The following is a 20,268-nucleotide window of genomic DNA, read 5'->3' on the forward strand; positions in this document are numbered from 1 at the left end:
TTCGAACACTTCCCACGAGGCCCGCCCCTCCACCCAATTAGGGTGGGGCCGCTTTTGTTTCACGAAAGATCTGTCGGAACTCGAATGGTTTTATGTCGCTCTTCCCTGCCGTTCTTCTACGACAAAAATAAGTATGAAATTATTCAAAAACGTCTAAGAATAGTATTTCGATTCATGAAATGCGGCTCGAATACGATCGAATTTTCGACATTCTTCCTTTCCATTTTTCGGTCGATCGAAGACAGTTTTTAAAATTCTTTTTTCCATAAAAATATAAACCCGATTAGGTGAACGAGATGATCGAAACTGCGGATAAAAAACAAACTCTCAATACTCACAACTTTTACAAATATCTTCCTGCGCTTTCTTCCTTTCAGGAAATCATAGAACCTTCGAATTATTTCACCGTTCCCGACGATTGGAATCTTGTGATCACCGATGTAGTGAATTCCACCGATGCGATCCGCAACGGAAACTACAAGGACGTAAACATCGCGGGCGGCGTTACTGCAATGGCGGTTTCAAATCTAATGGGTGATATGGATTATCCGTTTTTATTCGGCGGGGACGGAATGACTCTTCTTCTTCCGGATAGCGTTCTTCCGGGGGTAAAGGATATTCTATTTTCGATCCGTGAGTTGGTTAAAAACAATTTCGGATTAAAACTCAGAGCCGGAATCGTAAACGTAGGCGAGTTAAAAAGAAGCGGAAAAGAATTAAAACTTTGTAAACTAAAAATCTCCGATTTTTACAATCAGGCGATTTTGACCGGAAACGCATTGGATGCCGCGGAACGTTTCGTAAAGAACGACGATTCCACGAATCCTTATATCATTCCTCTCGCTCATAAAACGAAAATCAAACCGGACTTTACAGGCTTTACCTGTCGTTGGCAGGACATTCCGAGCCACAGAGGGGAAACGGTTTCTTTCATCATTAAAACGAATTCGCCTACGGTTGCGGGCGATCAGGAATTGTTGAAAATCATATTAGATAAAGTAAATGTTTTTTTGGGGAACGACACGGAGATTCATCCTTTGAAGGAAGAGGATATCAAGGTGGACTTTTCGGGAAAATATTTCGATAAGGAAGCGACGGTTCACGCCGGAAACCGAAAAGGATTTCTCCATTTCTTAAGAATGCTGAAGATAAAGATCGAAGGATTTGCGGTGAATCTCGCTATCAACACTCAATGGAAGTTCGGTCCGAAAGTCAACGGAATGGAACTGAGAGAATTAAGAAAATCGCAAGTGATTGCGTCCGATTTCCGCAAATACGACGGAACCTTGAAGATGGTTGTCGCGTGCGATTCGAAATCCAGGGAATTGTTTTTGAAATTTTTGGAAGATCTGCATCGGGAAGGAAAACTATTCTACGGGTATCACGTTTCGGACCGTGCATTGATGACCTGCGCTTTACACGAAGGATCGGTTCGAGAAGTGCATTTCGTCGATTCGGCGGACGGAGGTTACGCTCTTGCCGCCATTCAACTCAAAGAGCAAATCAAAAATTCAAGAATCTGATCCGAGTTTGATCGTCCAGTTATCGTCAAAGAGTTTGTAATTGCAGGTCAGCTCTTCTCCTTTGAGAATCAATCGAGTCGCGCTGTCTTGTCCCATCGGGTTCGTTTGATCGCCCGTAAAATCTTCTTTCGTATTCGGATCGTCGCTGTGATTCATAAACTTCGAATTATCGGAGCAATAATACCATTTGCCGTCCGTTTGATACGAATACGTGCGGAACATTTCTTGAACGGAAGGAGGTAGGGAATTCAGCTCTTGATCGGTTAGAATCCAAACCGTCTTCGGATGATATTTCCAAATCAATTCTCCTTTTTGAATATCACGGCCGGCAAAGAGACCGAAACCTCCGATCGGAGAATTAGCGATGTATGTGGGAACCAAGAGCATTGGAAAGAATGTAAATTAGCGGGGAAAAAAATTGCAAGTAAGAAACGAAATTCCTTAGAGAACCATCGCTTGTTGTTCCGGCTCGGGAACGGAAAACCGTTCCAGCTTACCGTTGCGCATTTGAAAGACTTGGTCCGCTTCTCGAATCGTGGAAAGTCTATGCGTAACGGAAATCACGGTTCTTCCCTCGCGCAACTGGGAAAGGGTTTTCATGATTCTCGCTTCGGTAACCGGATCCAAGGAAGAAGTCGCTTCGTCCAAAAGAAGAATCTGCGGATTTCTAAGGAATGCCCTTGCGATCGCGATTCTTTGTCTTTCTCCGCCGGAAAGCTTGGTTCCACGATCACCCGCGTTCGTTTCGTAACCCATCGGCAGGGAAAGAATCATCTCATGGATCTCGGCCCGTTTTGCGGCTTCGATCACTTCTTCCAAAGTCGCGCTCGGTTTACCGATGCGGATGTTCTCGAAGATGGTCGTATTAAAAAGAAACGTTTCTTGGAACACGACTCCCACAAGCGATCGAACCGAACTTCTGGATAAAGAATTCAAATCAGTTCCGTCGAACAAAATTCTTCCTTCGTTCGGCTGGACCATTCCCAAAAGAAGTTTGATGAACGTGCTCTTTCCGACGCCGGAACCGCCCACGATTGCGGTATAACTTCCTTTCGGAATCGTTAGAGTAATATCGCTTAAATTCTTAGAACGTCCTTTGTAACGGAAATGAACGTTCTCGAAATGAATCGCTTCCTTCAATTCGGGAATCGAAGATTCTTCCGGATCCGATTCGAATACGGGAGCGCGCAACAATTCTAAGATTCGTTTTGCCGAACCGCTGGCGTGGTTTAACGCGGGAAGATATTGGGAAAGATACAATAAAGAATAACTCAAGTTCAGGAACGGAGGCAGGAACGCAGCCAGAGTTCCGATGCTAAGTGCATTATGATATGCGAATGTTGTTCCCACGAGCAATAGAACTCCCTGTAACAAAAGAATTCCGGAACCGGCGGATCGTTCCAAATACGAATTCGTCAAACCGAGTCGCAAGGAAACTTGAAACAACTTCTCGCAGTTGTTTTTAAATCGAGTGAAGAAATAATCGCTTAGGTCGTACGCACGGATCAGGTTTTGCGCGGAGATGGATTCTTCCACCAAACTGAGTACTTGCGCTTCTTCTAATTTTCTCGTGTAACTGATCTCGGTCGATTTTCTGGACAAAAATCCCGGACCTAAAAAGCTGATCGGCCAAATCAACAACGCGATGAGCGCCAACTTCCAATCCAAAAGGAAAAGGAGAATGGTTCCGAAGATCGCTTCCAATAAAGGCCCGAGTCCCCAAGGAATAAACGCAAGAAGAGCGTGTTCCAAAGAGGCGAGGTCGTTGAAAAATCGGGAAAGAATATCTCCCAGTTTATTGTTCGAGAAAAAATCCAAACTCAATCGATCCAAATGTTCGTACATCTGTAAACGAAGGTCTTGGATGATTCTTGCGGAAGCCCAGTTATAAAGATAATCGCGCACGGTTCCGAGAATAGCGAAGGTGATCGTTCCGATCGCGAGATAAGCGCCGATCCAGTAGAGCGCGCTTTGGTTTCGATTGATTAGAGCTTCGTCGATCAGATATTTAAAACTGAAAGGAATGCTCGCATAAAATCCGATCTCGAAACAAAGAAGTCCGATGATAATGAAAATTCTTCCCTTGTATTTCTTAACGAAACGGAATAATCCGAATATGAGAAGGCCCGGCGCGCCTTCCGTTTCCGAACTAGGTTTTTCCTTTTTCGGATTCGGAGCCTTCCATTTTTTAGCCGAGCCCTTCTCCTTATCTAGGGGCAAAGGATCGGACTTTTGGATCAGTTCCGGGTTATACTCGAGGGGTCTTTTCATACAGTTTGGGAAAAATATTGTCCTTTTATTTTCGGCAAATATCTTTCATTTCCACTCTACTTTGACTGTTTTTCCCGGAAATTCCGAGGCAAGAATTTTTCGTCGGTAAGGAGACAGAATGTCCCCGGAAAAGAGTCGTTTTTTTTGAAACGGGCAATTATCTTTGTAACTAGGTCGAAAGAATGGTTCATTTTCACTATAAAGAGAACGACGGGCTTTATACGGTTACTTTGAAAACGTCAGAAACGGCTCCCGGTACTCTTCACAAAATGGTGAAAACGATGTTCTTCATGGGATGGGAAATCGTTTCGGGGGATATCGAGACGATTGAGGAAAACGGACAACTTTTCAGTTACGACGTTTTTACATTAAAGTCGGACGAAACCGATTCTAAAATCAAGGCTTCCAAGCTGGGAATTTTGATGTCCTCGGTCTTTACGGAAGATTCCGCTTTGGAAGAAATCATCCATCATTCGAGCGAGATCGATCTTAGAAATACGTATCATCTCGGCGCGGATTCTAAACTGGAATTTGAAGATATCGAATCGGGAACGAAAACGAAATTCACGCTCGAAGCTCCGGACCGGAAAGGTCTTCTCTATTTTGTGACCGGAGTTCTCAAAGAAAACGGAATTAACATTCATTCCGCAACAATTCGGACGGATCGTACCGGAAATCGAGCGTTGGACACGTTTATACTAACGGATGCAAAAGGAGCCGGTTTTGCCGGTTCTTCCTTAGAAGATCGTATAAGCAGAAATATACTCGAAATCAGTTTGAATTCTTCCTGGAAATAAACGCTAGGAAAATATTTTTTTCGTCTCAACTATAAAATATTCGGTGCAAACTGTTCATTCCCGCCTTTTAATGGATTAAGAATGGAATTCTTGAGCGGCTATTTCACTCTACGTTAGTTAACATTCAAAACTTACAAACCAAATTCCCTAATATACGACTATTCTCATGGATGCTCAAAAAGACTTACAGAAATTCGACTTCACGGAAGAAATCATTCAGCACTTTAAAATCAACAGCGTCATTCCGGTTGATTTTTACAATAAGAACGGCCAAATCCTAATTCATAAAAAAGAAAGCGCCGACGGCGAAGACATTACGAAATTATTAAAGTTCGAAAGCCAGGGGATTTACTTCCTCAAATCGGAATTCGAAAAAATTTCCGGCGGTAAACAAAACGCGGGTCCGAATTCGGTCAACGGGCGAGAGGTCAGTTTTGCGAAACTCGTAAACTCGGAATTGACCGTTGATCTTGCAAAGAACGCTTCGAGTTTCCTATCCGAATTGAAGAAGTTTCCTTTAAACGGAAGTCAAGTTCGACATCTCAACAAATCCATCGACGGTATATTAGAGGATTTTAAATCGACTCCCGATATGGAAAACGGGTTGGTCAACATCATCGAAGTCATGAGCAGCGCGGGCGTTCCTATGGATTCCGAGATGCTCACCAAACGTACGGTGATTTCCATGGCGATGAAAGTAAGAGCGGGAAAAGCTTTTACGAAAGTCGATATGGAACAGAAAAAGATGGATCAGATGAACCTGATGATGTCGTCCTATCTTGCCGATATCGGTTATACCCAGATGAAAATTCCGGTTCAGAAGGATCTCAAAACGGAAGAATTCGAATACATCAAAAACCATCCTCTTATCAGTTATCTAATGGTAGCGAATCTTCCTGATTTGGACGACAACATAAAGACCCTGGTTTTGAATCATCATCGTCCGCATAAAGGCGAGGGAATGAATAACAATTATCCTCAGCCGAAAGTTTTGGTTCAGAAACTCAATCTCTATAAAGATAAATACAAGGATGATCTGAAACGAACCGTCTTAGTCGGCGACATTCAAAAGCAAATTCGGAATATTCTTACGAACAACCTGCCGATGGAAGATATCGGGGTGATTTCCATCGCGGGAGAATTCGCTTCCCTCACGACTAGACAGGAATGGAGAGAACCGTTCGATCCTCTGGTTGCGATGAAGTTGATCTTGAATAACAGCTTTTTTGCATATAATGAAAAGACACTACGGGATTTTTACGATCATATCGGCCTTTCTCTCTGCAACAACCAGCCTTTCATTCGTGAAGGGGATTTCGTAATCGTGGTTACCCAGGATTCGAACCAAAAGGTCTTTTTCGAAGTTTGTATCATTCGTGAAATGTATCGGACGCAAATCCGTCCTATGCTCGAACGAGTTGGGACAATCCGGCCGAATTTCAGCAATATGGGTAAATTGAGAATTTCCGGTTTCGACCTAAGTTCCTTAAAGTTGGACCGCAGAAAAGCGATCTTCAATTTGGAGAAGAACCAAGATCCGAGAAGAATCGTCTATGTCCTCGATCCGAATATGGACGCGCGTCTTTACGAAGAATTAACGAAACAAACAGGCGAAATTCCGAAAGAATCCGCATAATCTACGACCAGCCTCCTAGGAAGTGTCGTAATCAACCGAAGACGAAGTACATTGCTTTTACCTTCGGTTTGTCGAGGAGATATAGGGTGTTTCCCCCTATGGAATGCTCCGTGTCGAAGGGCATCGCCGGATACGGATAATAAAAAAGGAATGATTCATCCCTTAAGCGCGACAAGTTCGGACTATAATTTTTGCGGACATCTACCCCGGCTACTCCTTGGAAATAATTTCTTGATTACTTTTTCTTGAGTCCCTCGGAAATTGAGTTAAGATGTACGTTTCGTAAATAAATTTTTTCCAGTCTTATCCATACAATTACGGAGAAAGGATTGCTAAAAGAATCTACGGTACGTGATTCTTTTCCGAAACGCAAATAACGGTATTTATCCAATGAATTCTAATATGAGTAATAGCTCGCATACTGTAAATCGGGACCTTCTGGAAAAATTCGAATTCAATTCCGATGTGATTAAGAGTTTCATCAGTCAGAGCGAAATCCCCGTGGACTTTTACAACAAGAACGGCCAGATCTTGATCCATAAAAAATCGGACGCATCCGAGGAAGACGTAACGAGGCTTCAAAAATTCGAAAGTCAGGGGATCTATTTTCTGATTTCGGAAAAGGATAAGTTCGCAAGACCGAAACATCCAGACTCCGTTCACGGCCGCGAAGTTTCGTTTACGAAACTCGTAAACTCCGATCTTACGGTGGCTCTCGCTAGAGAGGCGTCCGATCTTTTGGAGGAACTCAAGCATTATCCATTAACGAATCATAATATTCGTCTGGTTCAAAAGGGAATCGACGATATCCTTGTGGATTTTAAGGCGAGTTCGGATATGGAGCTCGGTCTCGTGAACGTCATCGAAGTGATGCGGCAAGCAGGTATCAAAGCGGATTCCGAAATGATGACAAAACGAACCGTGATTTCGATGGCTATGAAACTCAGAGGAATGAAAGCCCTCAGCAAAACCGATAACGATATTCAAAAAACGAAACAGTTGAACGTTATGCTCGCTTCTTTTATGGTGGATATCGGAAAATCCAGAATGAAACTGCCGAATCACCCCGATCTTCGTCCCGAAGAGTTCGATTATATCAAAAATCATCCGATCATCAGTTATTTGATGATCGGAAATCTGAACGGTATCGATTCGGACGTTAAGGCCGCTGTTCTCAACAGCCACAGAACGTTCCGTGGAGAAGGTTTAAACAACAATTACCCTTCTTCGAACGTGATTCTCCGTAGGTTGACCGAATACCTTCAGAAATACAAGGACGATAAGTCGAAACAAATTCTTATCGAAGACATTCAAAAACAGATTCATCATATTCTCAGCAACTCGTATACGGACGAGGATCCCGGAATCATTTCCATTTCGGGAGAATTCGCTTCGCTCAGCTCGGATCAGGATTGGCGTCCGGCATACGACGCTCTTACTTCCATGAAGTTGATTTTGAATAACAGCTTTTTCTCATATAACGAAAAGATCGTACGGGACTTTTTCGATTTGATGGCGTTGAGCCTTTGCGAAAACCGAAGCGTTCTCAACCCGGGCGACTATATCATCGTCGTTTCGATGGATTCTCAGAAAAAGGTCCACTTTGAAACCTGCGTGATTAAGGAAATTTTCAGACATCAGACAAGACCGCTTCTTGAAAGGATCGGAACGATTCGCCCGATCATCACGAACAAAGGTAAAATCAAAATCGAAGGTTACGATCCTCAATCCTTCCGTCAGGACAAACGGAAAGCGGTGTTCGATTTGAACAACAGTATGGACCCGAGAAGAGTGATCTATATCATCGATCCGGAATTGGAACCGAACCTCTACGAAAAAGTGGATCAGAGTTTTCGAGGAACAGCTCCGCGTTCTGTCGCTTAAGTCCGCTTAAGAAAACCAAGGGATTCTTTTAGAAACGCGCTTTATCCCTGGGCTTTACCCTGTTTTCTTGGTATTATGCCTTCCAGTTGGGGAAAAGTTTTTAAAGTCAGTACGTTTGGAGAATCCCACGGTGAATCCGTCGGGGTCGTTGTCGAAGGAGTTCCCGCGGGAATTCCGATTCGTTTAGAAGAAATTCAAAAAGATCTAAACCGAAGAAGACCGGGCCAAAGCGATCTTACGACTCCTCGAGACGAGACCGATACGGTTCGAGTCGTATCGGGGGTTTTCGAAGGGAAAACGATCGGTTCTCCGATCGCCTTGATCGTGGACAACAAAAACACGATCTCCAAAGATTACGAAAATTTACGAACTACATTCCGACCTTCTCACGCGGATTACACCTATCAGGTGAAATACGGTTTTCGCGCTCACGTAGGCGGCGGTCGTTCTTCCGTCCGCGAAACGATCGGTCGTGTAGCGGCCGCTGCGATCGCAAGAATGATACTCAAAGACGATTTAGGAATCGAAACCGTAGCTTGGGTGGATTCCATCGGTACCGTTCAATCCAAGATCGGAGACAAATATCCCCAGTCCAGGGAAGAGGTCGATCAAAACGAAGTGCGTTGTCCGGATGCGGCCAGCGCGGACGAAATGCGTTCTTTAATTCTCAAGATGAAAGAAGCCGGGGACAGCGTCGGTGGAACGATCAAGTGCGTTTCCTACAACCTTCCTCCCGGTTTGGGCGATCCCGTTTACGACAAATTAGACGGAGATCTCGCAAAGGCGATTCTTTCCATTCCGGCCTGCAAAGGTTTTGAAGTCGGTTCCGGATTTTCGGGAACGCTTTTGACCGGAAGCTCGCATAACGATGAATTCTATGTGGAAGAAAAAACCGGCAGAGTGAGAACCAAGACGAACAACTCCGGCGGTCTTCAGGGTGGAATTTCAAACGGAGAAGAACTCGTGATCCGCGCGGCCTTTAAACCGACTTCTACGATTTTTAAAAAACAGAATACGGTAACTCTGAAAGGGGAAGAAACCACTCTCGAAGCAAAGGGCCGTCACGATCCTTGCGTTCTTCCGAGAGCGGTTCCAATTATCGAAGCGGTCGTCAACTTGGTCCTCGTGGATGCGTATCTCTATCAAAGAGCGATCAATCCTTTGTGGTTTCAAAAATGGGCGCAAGTTCCCGATTACTACAAAGACTTAGAACTTTAAGAATCAGTCTCAAAATGAACGGAGGTTTTCGACTTCCGTCCGAGCGAAACTCCAAGAACAAAATTCCACGGACAATGAAGAATTTAGAAACAAGTTGCCAGAATGAGAATGGTACGTTTCTATAGAATTGTTTCCCAGTACCGGGTTTAATCAAAAGGATGATTCCATGGTAAAAATCAAGATCGACGGAATCGAGTATGAGGTGGATGAAAAAAAGAACCTCATATCAGCGGCTAAAGATGTCGGAATCGATATTCCTTTCTTCTGTTATCACCCAAAACTTTCCATCGTGGGAATGTGCAGAATGTGCCTTATCGAAATCGAAGGGGTTCCCCGTCTTCAGGCCGCCTGCAATACCAAGGTTACCGAAGGCCTTTCCATTTTCACGAAAAACGATCGGATCAAAGAGGCGCGCGAAGGAACGATGGAATTCCTTTTGGCAAATCACCCTCTGGATTGTCCCGTCTGCGATAAAGCGGGAGAATGCCAACTCCAAGACAACGCCTTCCAGGAGGGAAAAGGAAATTCCCGATTTACATTAGAAAAACGGAATGTTCCTCAGGAAGAAATCGGCACGAACCTAATCATCAATCATAATCGTTGTATCGTTTGTTACCGTTGCGTCCGTTTCGAAGAGGAGATCGTGGGAGAATCCAATCTCGGTCTTTTCGAAAGAGGGTATCATTCCATCATCGGTCTCGCAAAGAACGAACCGATCCAACACAACTTTCAAGGCGCTCTTGCGGACCTTTGCCCGACCGGCGCGCTTCTCAACAACAAGACCTTATTCAAATCGAGAGTTTGGTGGTATAAAAACGCGGAGTCGATCTGCCACGGATGCAGCACGGGTTGTAACATTACGACCAACGTAAGAGACAACAAAATGTATCGGTATATGCCTCGAATCGACGAGGAAAAAGATATGTATTTCCTCTGCGACAAGGGACGTTTCGACATCGATTGGCTGAACGAAAACCGTCTATTCGCTTATTATCAGAACGGAAAGTCTTCCGAAAGTACGGTCGTATTGCCCGCGATCGCCGAAAAAATCCGCAGCGCGAAAAAGATCGCGGTTCTCGGCGGCGCGAAAGAATCGAACGAAAATCTGAAGACGATCCTGCAAAGCGTGGAATCTTTCGGAAAATCGGTTATCGTAGAAGCGAGGATCGACGCGGTTCAATACAAGGCGCCCGAACAAAAAGACTTTTTAATGACCACGGATTTACGACAAAATACGAAAGGCGCGGTGGACGCAGGATTCGTTTCTTCTCAGGGAATCGAATCGATCCGTAAATCGATCGAATCGGGAGAAATCGATTTGGTTTTCGTCATTCACGAAAATCGTAAAGAATTCTTACCAACCGTTTCTTCCAACACGACGCTTGTGGTTTTGGAAACGAATAAAACGCAAGACTTACCGGACGCTTCGTATGGAATTCCGATTCAAACGTTTGCGGAGCAAGCCGGTTCTTTTACGAACAAGAACGGATTGAATCAACGTTTTCAAAAAGCGATGGAACCACCGAAAGGTTTATTGAGTTCCGGCACCGTTTTTCAAAGACTCGCTGAGTTGGTAAAAGAATCCGCGGATTCTCGCAAGGAGGTCGGTGTTGGGAACCGTTAACGTAGTACGCGTCGCGAGCCGTCATAAACTTTCCTGGTACGAAAAGTTTTATTTTTATTCGATCGGAAAGGGTCTTTGGATCACTCTCAAACACTTTATCAAAGCCGCGATTTTAAGAAGAGCGGTGACGATCGAATTTCCGGAAAAGAAAAGAAAGTATTCCACTCGTTTCCGCGGAATGCACACGATGAAGCGTGATGAACAAGGCCGCGAAAGATGTACGAGCTGTTTTTGTTGTATGTGGATTTGTCCCGCTGATGCGATTTATATCGAAGCGGCCGAAGTAACTCCGGAGATTCAACATCTTCATCCGGAAGATAAATACGCGAAGAAGTTCGAGATCGATTTGTTGCGTTGTATTTTTTGCGGTATGTGCGAGGAAGCTTGTCCGAAGGGCGCGATCTACTTGGATGGACCGGGCGAGATGGCGACCGATAACAGAGAGGACTTGATTCTTACCAAAGAAAGAATGATGCAGCTCGTAGGCGGGCCGATCATCGGCGAAAGAAAATAAAAAATCTCGGATGCAAAGGCAGACGATCTCTTTGTGAGAACGTCTGCTGTTAAAATTCTTCAGCTAACTTTTTGATTCAGATATTGATTCTGCCTTGCGATTTCCAATTTAGATTCCAAAAAAGAAACCGCCGCATCGATATCGTCGTTGGAAATTCCCGGATATTCCCGTAAAATTCCCTTTCTCGACATTCCTGCTAAAAGCAGATCTAATATTTCTAAAACGCGAACCCCAGTTCCCTTAATAAAAGGTTTTCCTCCCAGATAACCTGGGATAGTTTCTATCGAAGTAAATATTTCGTTACTCATATATTCCTATAACAGTAGGACCTTGTAAAAATTGTAACGGAAAATTTTTTTTGTAGGAACGAACGCTTCTTTTCCAAGAACTCATAAGAAAGCGTATACTATTTCTTTCTAAATTTTAGAATTCTTTCGTTGTAAATTTTTGAAAAAGACGTCCCGCTTTATAGCGTAAATTCCGATTCATAAATTGAAATCAATTCGAAGAGCCGCCCGAGGTTTGGGATGAAGAGGAGGAAGAAGGGCATCCCGGATAAATGATCATGCAGGAAAATAACAGCAATACAGGCTGACTTGTGCAAATCGCGTTCAAAGGTTTATCCGTACTCGCCTGGCTAAATGAACAATAGGTGATAACTCTTTCGATACACTCGTTTTGTCGCTTTGAATCGTTGGTGCAGCTTCTGTCATTGACCTTAAGATCTTCTTGCGAGCACTGAAGCATCGCTAACGATAAGGGGAGAAGGGTCCAAACAATGAAATTCGCTTTCAAGGATCGAAAAATCCTCTGAACGGCAGGAATCGTAAGAAAATCTGACATAGTTTTCAAGCGAAGAAGCAATGAATGACCGGGTTTTTAATTTCTTTTTGTGCTTTTAGAATCAGAATTTAACTGAAAAACTGCAAAAAGCCCCGGTTCACCGGCATTTTTCTCCATGGTTCAATCAGATTCTACAGATTTTTCAAGTTTATACGAGGAAAACCACCGAACCGTATATCACTTTCTTTTAAAGATTTCAAGCGATCCCGAAGTTGCGGAAGATCTGACGCAGGAAGCCTTCTTAAAAGCGTTTACGTTTTTTGATAAATTCGATTCTAAGATCGCTTCTTTCAGTACGTGGACATGCTCGATTGCAAAAAATTTGTATTTCAAGCATTATAATAAACAGAAAAAAGAATTCGGGAACCTAAGCCTCGGAGATTTGGTCACCGATATTGAAGTGAATCCGGAAATTCCGGAAAATTTAGAGAAAGCTTTTTTAGAAAAAGCGATAAAAGATTCAATTCAGAGTCTTCCCGAGCCGGAAAAAAGTATAATATTATATAAAGAACTCGAACGGAAAACTTTGAAAGAAACCGCTCAAGCTCTTGGAATTTCCGAAAGAACCGTAAGCAGAAGGCTCATTTCAGCCGTCTCCTTACTTAGAGAAAAAATGGAAAAACAGGGACTGCAATTCTAAGACTCTATCATGAAACTTGAAGCAGACAACATAGAACGTTTTGAAGATCTATTAGGGCAATACCTTTACGGCGAACTGAATGCCGAGGGAAAGCGCGAACTTCTTCAGTTTATTCTCAAAAATGAGAAAGCGCGTTCTATGTACGAATCCGCTACGACAATGAATTCCGTAATCTCGTATGCGCTTCATCCGAACGAATCCGCTTCCGCAAAGTCCGCCCCCGCTTCTTTAGGGAAGATATTAGAATTTCCAAATGCCTTTTTTAAATCCCGTCTTTTGGCTTCCGGTTTTGCGGCGGCCGCCGTTCTTTTAATCGCGGGTGTTGCCGTTTGGCTGAGTTACGGATCTTTTTCGGACTCGAAGCTGGAGCAGGCTTTTATCAATTCATACGGCGATTGTAAGATTAACGGAGAGGTTTCTCAACCGGGTGCGAATCTGCTCAATCGTAAGCTCGTTTCAGGTAATTTTTCGATCTGCGAATTTCAAGTGGAAGGGGCCAAAAGCGTCGCGGTTCGTGTGCTACCCGATACGGAAGTTTCCCTAAACGGAAATAGAAAGTATTCCTCTTTGAACGTTGCAAGAGGTTCCGTACTTGTGGATTCGATTCAAAACGAATCCGACGGATTGCTCGAAATCCTTTCGCCGGATGTGCGTGCGCTTCTGATCGGGACAAAGGTCGTATATTCGCGGGAAGTAAGCGAATCGCACTCGAAACTCGGATTAGACGTGTTAGACGGTAAAGTCGAAATCGAAACCGGTCCTTTGATCGCTTTCGAAAAAACCGCAAACACTCTTACGAACGAGGAAAAAGAATTCTTAAAGATGAATTTTCCGATTCTTTTCCAGAGTAAAAAGGTTCAGATCAATCGCGGACAATCTTTGTCCTGGAAAGGAATTCCCGAATCCAGTTTAATGAAGATTCGTTCTCTCGAAAAAAGTATCGAAGAGGCTAAAGCCAAAGGAGTCAAACTCGAAGAGAATTTCGTTTTCGCATTAAATTCGGACGTTCGTAAACTCGGGGACGAAAGTGTAACAGCGATGTTTGCGATGGACGATGATCTTAGTAAGAAGATCAAAGACATTCTTCCGAATCAGGAAAAAGACTTGGAAGAGAAATTCAAATCGATGGTTCGTTTTGCGCCGGCCGATCTAAAAAAGGTCGAAAAGTTGAAGTCGCTGGTGGCAAAACTCGACAATACCGCATTGATTCAAATTCTCAAAGATAAAAATCAGCCCGACATCGAAAGGGTCATTCATTTCAAAGACGGATCCCACGTAAAAGGTTTCGTTTATCAACACGAAAGTTTTTACATTCTTTTGAAAAACGACGGAAATCTTTTATTTCCGATCGACGCAGTCGATTCCATCGATTTCGAATAACCTCAATTCCTATTTTCAAAACCCGATAAGAAAGCCTTTGACTTCTTCGGCGGTTTCTGAATTGATTAAAATCGTTCAAACTTCTTCAAAAAAGCTGAAAGTCCCTTGCACACGATCCGTCACCGATTGATTCAATTTCCCTTATCTTATCTTTTTATAATTCTCTTGGTTTGTTCGAACCCTGAAAGCGTTTTTGCTGATATCGTCGTTTTACGAAACGGAATCGAATACAAAAACGTAAAAACGGTTTTGGGAAAATCGACCGTAAAGATCGAAACGGAAATCGGCACCGTTTTGAACGTTCCGATTTCTTCCGTCAAATCGATCAAATCCGTTCCGGTTCAATGGCAAAATAGGTTGAAGGAAACCGCAGTGGACGAGGTTGAAACCGAAGAATCGTCGACGGACAAACCGCAAACGGACCTCTCGATGAAAAGCAGATCGGAGATTGCAAAGCGGACGATCTTAGAATCGCTGCCGAGTTTGATTCCGGGTTGGTCCAATTTATTCGTGTTGGGTTATCCGGCCTTAGGGGCCTTGTTTTCCGTAACGGAATTGTATCTCGTCCAATTGATTTCCGTCTATTCGAAACATTCTCCGGGTTATTATCAGGATCCGTTCAATCTCTTGATCGCTTATAACAATTTAAGTCCGGCTGTTTCTTCTTCCAATCCGCAATTTGTGAGTCTGATTTTCGCTTATGAGAACCTTCCTCTCGTCAAAGATCCGATTAGCGGCGGTTATACGACCCGCGATAAAATTTTGGAAGGCAGGGAACGATCGATCTCCGGTTTGATTACGGTTTTGCTGTTGGATTTTTCGATTTCCCAGCTCGTTTCTATGACTTCAAAGTTGAAGGCACAAAGTCAAAGTAAAGCGGAAAAAGGTTCTTTCGATATTCGATTGGGAAGTAAATTTCGTCCCGAAGTCGGTGGGGAACTGGAATCTAGACTTTCGTTCGTGTATTATTTTTAAAGGATGCAAGAGCTGCCGATCGATTCGGCAGCTCGATGAGAATCAAGCGGCTACGGAGTCTCTTCCGATTTTTCCTACGAAATAGAGAATAACGCCTACAACTACCAATCCGGCTCTGATTGCCCAACCGGTTGCGGTTCCCCAATTGTCGATCCACATAAGGATTTTTAAGTTGTAATTGAAAAAGCTCAATGCTGAAGAAGCGACTCCTGCAAAGGAAAGGAACGCTCCGAACGAAGATATTTTCTCTTTAATTTGATCCATGAATAATGCACCTCTTTGTTATCGTATTCGTTAGAAAATCAACAAACGACTTCGGGTTTTTTCCCTGAATTTAAACAAAGAATCCTTGTTTTCCGGAAAATTCTCACTTTGATAAAAAACTTGCGATAGAAGCTTTGTTTTTTAGTTTTGACAGTCTAACTTAAGAACAGCAGGGGACGAAATTGGTTTCGACTGTTGTTGCCAGGGATTATGTGGCGTGTAGAGGTTGTAGGCTCCTCTCAAAACCTTCAAACAATAACCGCTAATAACGAATTAGCTTTAGCAGCTTAATCTCTGCTACGGAACTTTAGTTTTTTCTCCCGAATTCTAAACGTTCTGACACTTATCGGGAGGCGGCTCTTTTGGCTTTCGGTTCCTAAAAGAGACTGTATTCGGACCGGATAGGAAAGAGAATCCTGTCTGTGGGTTAAACTCTTTCCGAAATTTTATACATAGACTACACACGTAGAGGCTAATTTGGGGCGCAATAGGACGCGGGTTCGAACCCCGCCGTCTCCATAGTTCTTTTCCTCCTCCTTCTTTTTTCAGTTTTCTTTTTTTAGGAAAATCCTTCCCTTCCAATACTTTATGTTTGAACCGAGTGGGCTTTCTCCAAGTCTGAGTGAATAGAAAGATTTCTTTGCAATCATCTCGGAAGTTTCATTCCTTTTGGTTGTGTTTCATTCTTCCGTTGGAGTAGGTTAGGTGGAAACTAAAATCGCGGTTTATTCGGACATGGTTTGTCCGTGGTGTTATATCGGAAAAAAAAGATTGGAGGACGCCGTCGAACTTCGAAAAAAGTCCCATCCCGACGATACGATTGAAATCGAATGGAGAGCGTTTCAGCTCAATCCGGATCTTTCTCCGGAAGGAGAGGACCGTCTTCTTCACATGACCCGCAAGTTCGGTTCGCCGGATCGGGTCAAGATGATGGTTCAACGAGTCGCCGATATTGCGACTGCGGACGGGCTTCCTTTTTCAGTCGAACAGGCCGGTCATCAACCCAATACGTTCTTATTACACGCGCTTGTCCGCAAGGCGAAAGAATTCGGAAAGGATTCCGTTCTTTCGGAACTCTTTTTTAGGAACTTTTTTGCGGACGGTAAGAATCTTTCCGATCCGAAAATCGTCTCCGAAACTTTAAAAGAAGCCGGATTGGACGAGAACCTCCTGGAATCCGTAAAGAACGACGAGACACTTTTACAAGAAATTCAAGAAGTCGAAACGAGAGGCCGTCAACTCGGAGTCTCCGGTGTTCCGTTTTTCGTGTTCAACGAAAAATACGCGGTTTCCGGTGCACAGGAAACGAATCTCTTTTTGCAGGTTTTCGATCAACTGGAAAAAGAGAATTCATAATCTGGAATATTCTATTTTTCTAATTTTTTGAATTTTCTTGAACCAGCTTGTAAGCCGGATCTTCCTCTTGGGACCACGGGAGTTTGAAAGGAACTTTTTTCACTTTCATTCCCGAGGTTTTCAAGTAATGTCTGATCTCTCCGTCGCGAAAGATCGCCTCGGAAAACGCGATTTCCCCGGCGTCGGTGATCCCCTGTAATTTAGACGCGTAGTTCACCGTATTTCCGAAGTAGTCGATATTGCTGTTTAAATTCACGGCGAGACATTGACCCGAGTGGATGCTGATGCGAATCTGAATCCGATTTTCCGGCGTTATTTGAAACACTTTTTGCAATTCGATCGAGGCCAATAAAGAATCCAGCGGACTGGAAAAAGAAGCCATCACCGCGTCCCCGATCGTTTTTACCACGGCGCCTTTGTGTTCTTTGATGATTCGGAACGCTTGTACGAAATGTTCCCGTACTTCTTTAAACGCGCCGTTGTCCCCTTCGGTAAGATAGAATCGGGTCGAGCCGACGATGTCCGTAAAAAGAATCGTCTGAACTCCGATGTCCAACTGCAAATCCGATGCGATCGCTTGTTCCGAAAATAAATCCCTAAAATCCTGAAAGTTGAACAGCTCGACCGGTCTGAGTCCGATCGCGTCCTCTTTTCTTTCTTCGATGATAAAAGTTCGAGGCGAATTTTCCGCGTTGAAGATTTGAACCGTAGGCATCGGTTTTGCGGTGAGTTCTTCCGCCGATTGATCCACGGTCCATCGGATCGATTCGGCCGAAGAAGGCTGCAGTTCCAAAAGATTGTATTTCTTTTTTCCTGCGATCCGCAGACGATATACGCCGTCGTTCAACAATAAATTCGTAATATATTCGCTTCCCGGTTGAATCGTTCTTTGAAATCGGATATGTGTTTTTGTCGACGGTTCCGCCGCGCAGAAAAAACGTTTCTGCACTTCGCGAATCGATGGATGAACGTGAAACGTAACTTCGATCGAGTTTAGTTTCGTTGATTCGAAATCGATTCCGCAAACCTCGCAGGAATCCTGCGTGGGAACGTCGCCTAGATTGAACAGCTCGGATCGAACTCCTCTGCAATGCGGACAGATCACGTCCCAGGAAAGCGTAAACAAACCTTGCCTGCATCCGTGTAAGAATATAAAGAGAAGTCTTTCGAACGGAATCTTCCATTCCATCGCCAACTTTTTAATCCGAATTCGATAGAGTTCGTTTTCGTCTTCGGATAGAATATAATGAATCACTCGATCTAGCAAAGCTTCGTCGATTCCCTCGCGCAAAAGATTGGTTTTAATCTGCTTTAACTTAAGGCTTTCTGCGATCGGCGAGGATTGTTTCGAATTTTTATTCAGAAGGAGTGCGGTTTCGTTTTTCTGTCTTGTTTCGATATCTTGTAAAAGACCAGCGAGACCTTTTTGATATTCCAGATACATCTGTTTCATTCCGTACGGAAGAATCAGCTTTCCGACGATTCCTCTTGGAACCCATCCGAAGTAAACGGTAAGTTTGGTTTTTTCTTCGGAAAGTTTTTCGAGAACGTATCTGGTGCGGACATAACGCGCCAAACCTCTGCTATAGATTCTAGCGTTGTTGATTCCTTTGCAGTATTCCCATTCCCAAGGGACTTCTTCCCACTCCATTAGAATTCCTGCATTTTTGGAGCGGCCGAAAAGTTTCCCCTCCTTTTCGACGAATTTCATTTCGGGAATTCCGATCCTTTTGTTAAACGAAGAGGTATCGATCAGCCAAGGCCAAAGCGTTTCGACGTTCACGTCGAGTTCGAATTCCCACAAAGTGTCTATCGTCTTTCCGAATCGTGTCCATTCTTCCGCCCACGGATATCGGTTTAAAAAATCGGTAAGGTCCGATATTTCCGACGCTTTGATTTTATTCTGATTGATTTCCATATAAATTCCATGCTTCCCGATTTTTATGTTTCTACGTTTTCGGATTCTTTGAAAAAGAATCCACAAAATTTATCCTTCCCTTTAGATTCTAGTTCCTGGTTTAGAGTTCGGAAGAATTTTGGTACGATATGCGATATTCTCTTTTTGGAAACAAATTTTCGAGACAAACGGGAATCGGACAATTGATGGACGATCTCGGAAATCCTCCTCCGGGCTCTTGCCTTTTGGGAGGAGGGAACCCTGCCTTGATTCCGGAAGTGAACGAGGTCTGGAGGGAAATCGTTTCCAAACTACTCGAATCGGGGAGCATAGGAAGAATTCTCGGAAGTTACGAATCTCCTTCTGGGGTTCTCGAGTTGAGAGAAACGATCGCATCGATTTTATCGGAAGAATCCGGAACCGCTATCGATAAGGATCAAATCGCGATTACGAACGGAAGCCAGAACGCTTTCTACTTTTTATTGAACTTTTTTTCGGGAAACTTCGGCAACGGAAACCGAAAGAAAATTCTCTTCCCCATTCTTCCCGAATACATCGGTTATACGGATCAAACTTTGGAGGAAGATTCGTTTTTGTCCTTTTCTCCCGTGATTCGGGAGATCGGAGATCGGTATTATAAATATTTTATCGATGCGGAAAAGTTCGACTCCGTTTCGAATTGGGCCGAACAGGCGGGCTGTATCTGCGTGTCACGCCCCACGAATCCAACGGGCAACGTAATCACCGATCAGGAATTGGAATTTTTGATCACAAAGGCGAATAACGCAGGAATCCCTTTGCTCGTCGACAACGCGTACGGGTTTCCGTTTCCGAACGTCGTATTTGGGAAGAATTCTTTCGTGCATAAACCCGGAATGATTCAAGGATTCAGTCTTTCCAAGTTGGGTCTTCCCGGAGTCCGCACCGGTTTCGTTTTAGGAGATCCAGAGACGATCGCGATGTTGCAAAGGGCCAATTCGGTTATCAATTTAACGAGCGCAAGTCCCGGGCAATTTATCGCATTGGATCTTTTTCGAAGCGGTAAATGGAAAAACCTATGTGAAAAAGTGATCCTTCCTTTTTATCAAAAGAAATCGATTTTCGCTCAGGAAACGATTCTAAACCGTTGGAGTTCCAAGATCGATTACCGAATTCATCAAAGTGAAGGCGCTTTCTTTCTTTGGATCTGGGTTAAGAATTTATCTTTGCCCTTTAACGATCTTTATCCGATTCTTAAAGAGGCGGGAGTAATCATCGTTCCCGGAAAAACCTTCTTTCCCGGAGCCGATCCGAGTTGGAAACACGGAGAAGAATGTTTTCGATTGAGCTTTGTTCGAGAAGACAAAGAGATGGAAGAGGGAATTCTAAGAATCGGACGGGTATTGGAAAAATTCTCCAAATAAAGGTTTCGTCCAACCCTTGAAAATGGAACACTGGATACTGAGA

The 20,268-nt window shown here is 43.7% G+C and carries 17 protein-coding genes and 1 other RNA gene; 13 read left to right on the forward strand and 5 right to left on the reverse strand.

Annotation, left to right across the window (positions count from 1 at the left end; genetic code table 11):
* Window positions 1–296 precede the first annotated feature (296 nt).
* Window positions 297–1,523: a DUF3095 domain-containing protein gene (locus LFX25_RS00665; protein WP_238728387.1), complete on the forward strand. Its 1,227-nt coding sequence runs from the start codon at window positions 297–299 to the stop codon at window positions 1,521–1,523.
* Here the strand turns inward: LFX25_RS00665 and LFX25_RS00670 are convergent.
* Together LFX25_RS00670 and LFX25_RS00675 are read right to left on the reverse strand one after the other, a co-directional pair.
* Window positions 1,512–1,910, reverse strand: coding sequence for an SET domain-containing protein (locus LFX25_RS00670; RefSeq protein ID WP_238728388.1), 399 nt, complete (start codon window positions 1,908–1,910; stop codon window positions 1,512–1,514). The genes LFX25_RS00665 and LFX25_RS00670 overlap by 12 nt on opposite strands.
* A gap of 54 nt (window positions 1,911–1,964) precedes the next feature.
* Entirely contained in the window at window positions 1,965–3,794 is a 1,830-nt protein-coding gene (locus LFX25_RS00675) for an ABC transporter ATP-binding protein (protein ID WP_238728389.1), read from the reverse strand.
* 182 nt (window positions 3,795–3,976) lie between these two features.
* On the opposite strand from LFX25_RS00675, the gene LFX25_RS00680 reads away from it, so the two are divergent.
* The 6 genes from LFX25_RS00680 (at window position 3,977) to LFX25_RS00705 (ending at window position 11,467) form a co-directional block, all read left to right on the forward strand.
* On the forward strand, window positions 3,977–4,591 hold the full coding sequence (locus LFX25_RS00680; protein WP_238728390.1) for an ACT domain-containing protein: 615 nt from the start codon (window positions 3,977–3,979) through the stop codon (window positions 4,589–4,591).
* Window positions 4,592–4,757: 166 nt separating this feature from the next.
* On the forward strand, window positions 4,758–6,227 hold the full coding sequence (locus LFX25_RS00685) for an HD-GYP domain-containing protein (protein ID WP_238728391.1): 1,470 nt from the start codon (window positions 4,758–4,760) through the stop codon (window positions 6,225–6,227).
* A gap of 390 nt (window positions 6,228–6,617) precedes the next feature.
* Entirely contained in the window at window positions 6,618–8,111 is a 1,494-nt protein-coding gene (locus tag LFX25_RS00690) for an HD-GYP domain-containing protein (RefSeq protein ID WP_238728392.1), read from the forward strand.
* Between the two features lie 75 nt (window positions 8,112–8,186).
* Window positions 8,187–9,329 (forward strand): chorismate synthase, encoded by a 1,143-nt coding sequence (aroC, locus tag LFX25_RS00695; RefSeq protein WP_238728393.1) that lies wholly within the window; start codon window positions 8,187–8,189, stop codon window positions 9,327–9,329.
* Window positions 9,330–9,495: 166 nt separating this feature from the next.
* Window positions 9,496–10,953 carry a 2Fe-2S iron-sulfur cluster-binding protein gene (locus LFX25_RS00700; RefSeq protein WP_238728394.1) on the forward strand — a complete coding sequence of 486 codons (1,458 nt, stop codon included), beginning with the start codon at window positions 9,496–9,498 and terminating at the stop codon, window positions 10,951–10,953.
* Complete coding sequence (locus LFX25_RS00705) at window positions 10,940–11,467, forward strand: NuoI/complex I 23 kDa subunit family protein (RefSeq protein ID WP_238728395.1); 528 nt, start codon at window positions 10,940–10,942, stop codon at window positions 11,465–11,467. Before LFX25_RS00700 ends, LFX25_RS00705 begins: the two co-directional genes overlap by 14 nt.
* A gap of 59 nt (window positions 11,468–11,526) precedes the next feature.
* Here the strand turns inward: LFX25_RS00705 and LFX25_RS00710 are convergent, their stop codons facing one another.
* The gene (locus LFX25_RS00710) at window positions 11,527–11,775 is read right to left on the reverse strand and encodes a DUF433 domain-containing protein (RefSeq protein ID WP_238728396.1); all 249 of its coding nucleotides are present in this window, start codon (window positions 11,773–11,775) and stop codon (window positions 11,527–11,529) included.
* A 650-nt stretch (window positions 11,776–12,425) separates the two neighbouring features.
* Here LFX25_RS00710 and LFX25_RS00715 point away from each other — a divergent pair.
* From LFX25_RS00715 to LFX25_RS00725, 3 genes are all read left to right on the forward strand, one after another.
* Window positions 12,426–12,950 carry an RNA polymerase sigma factor gene (locus LFX25_RS00715; RefSeq protein ID WP_118954379.1) on the forward strand — a complete coding sequence of 175 codons (525 nt, stop codon included), beginning with the start codon at window positions 12,426–12,428 and terminating at the stop codon, window positions 12,948–12,950.
* Window positions 12,951–12,959: 9 nt separating this feature from the next.
* Window positions 12,960–14,330 (forward strand): LIMLP_03685 family anti-sigma factor, encoded by a 1,371-nt coding sequence (gene rsx / locus LFX25_RS00720; protein WP_238728397.1) that lies wholly within the window; start codon window positions 12,960–12,962, stop codon window positions 14,328–14,330.
* Window positions 14,331–14,456: 126 nt separating this feature from the next.
* A complete protein-coding gene (locus LFX25_RS00725; RefSeq protein WP_238728398.1) occupies window positions 14,457–15,305 on the forward strand; it encodes a hypothetical protein in 849 nt (282 codons plus the stop codon).
* Between the two features lie 42 nt (window positions 15,306–15,347).
* On the opposite strand, the gene LFX25_RS00730 is transcribed toward LFX25_RS00725, so the two are convergent.
* On the reverse strand, window positions 15,348–15,569 hold the full coding sequence (locus LFX25_RS00730; protein ID WP_135572701.1) for a hypothetical protein: 222 nt from the start codon (window positions 15,567–15,569) through the stop codon (window positions 15,348–15,350).
* A gap of 172 nt (window positions 15,570–15,741) precedes the next feature.
* Here LFX25_RS00730 and ssrA point away from each other — a divergent pair.
* Window positions 15,742–16,091: a transfer-messenger RNA gene (gene ssrA / locus LFX25_RS00735) on the forward strand.
* Window positions 16,092–16,274: 183 nt separating this feature from the next.
* Entirely contained in the window at window positions 16,275–16,925 is a 651-nt protein-coding gene (locus LFX25_RS00740; RefSeq protein ID WP_238728399.1) for a DsbA family oxidoreductase, read from the forward strand.
* Between the two features lie 19 nt (window positions 16,926–16,944).
* Here the strand turns inward: LFX25_RS00740 and LFX25_RS00745 are convergent, their stop codons facing one another.
* A complete protein-coding gene (locus tag LFX25_RS00745; protein ID WP_238728400.1) occupies window positions 16,945–18,843 on the reverse strand; it encodes an adenylate/guanylate cyclase domain-containing protein in 1,899 nt (632 codons plus the stop codon).
* 128 nt (window positions 18,844–18,971) lie between these two features.
* On the opposite strand from LFX25_RS00745, the gene LFX25_RS00750 reads away from it, so the two are divergent.
* The gene (locus LFX25_RS00750) at window positions 18,972–20,225 is read left to right on the forward strand and encodes a valine--pyruvate transaminase (RefSeq protein WP_238728401.1); all 1,254 of its coding nucleotides are present in this window, start codon (window positions 18,972–18,974) and stop codon (window positions 20,223–20,225) included.
* Window positions 20,226–20,268: the final 43 nt, after the last annotated feature.

This window comes from Leptospira sanjuanensis (genome assembly GCF_022267325.1).
GTDB lineage: Bacteria > Spirochaetota > Leptospiria > Leptospirales > Leptospiraceae > Leptospira > Leptospira sanjuanensis.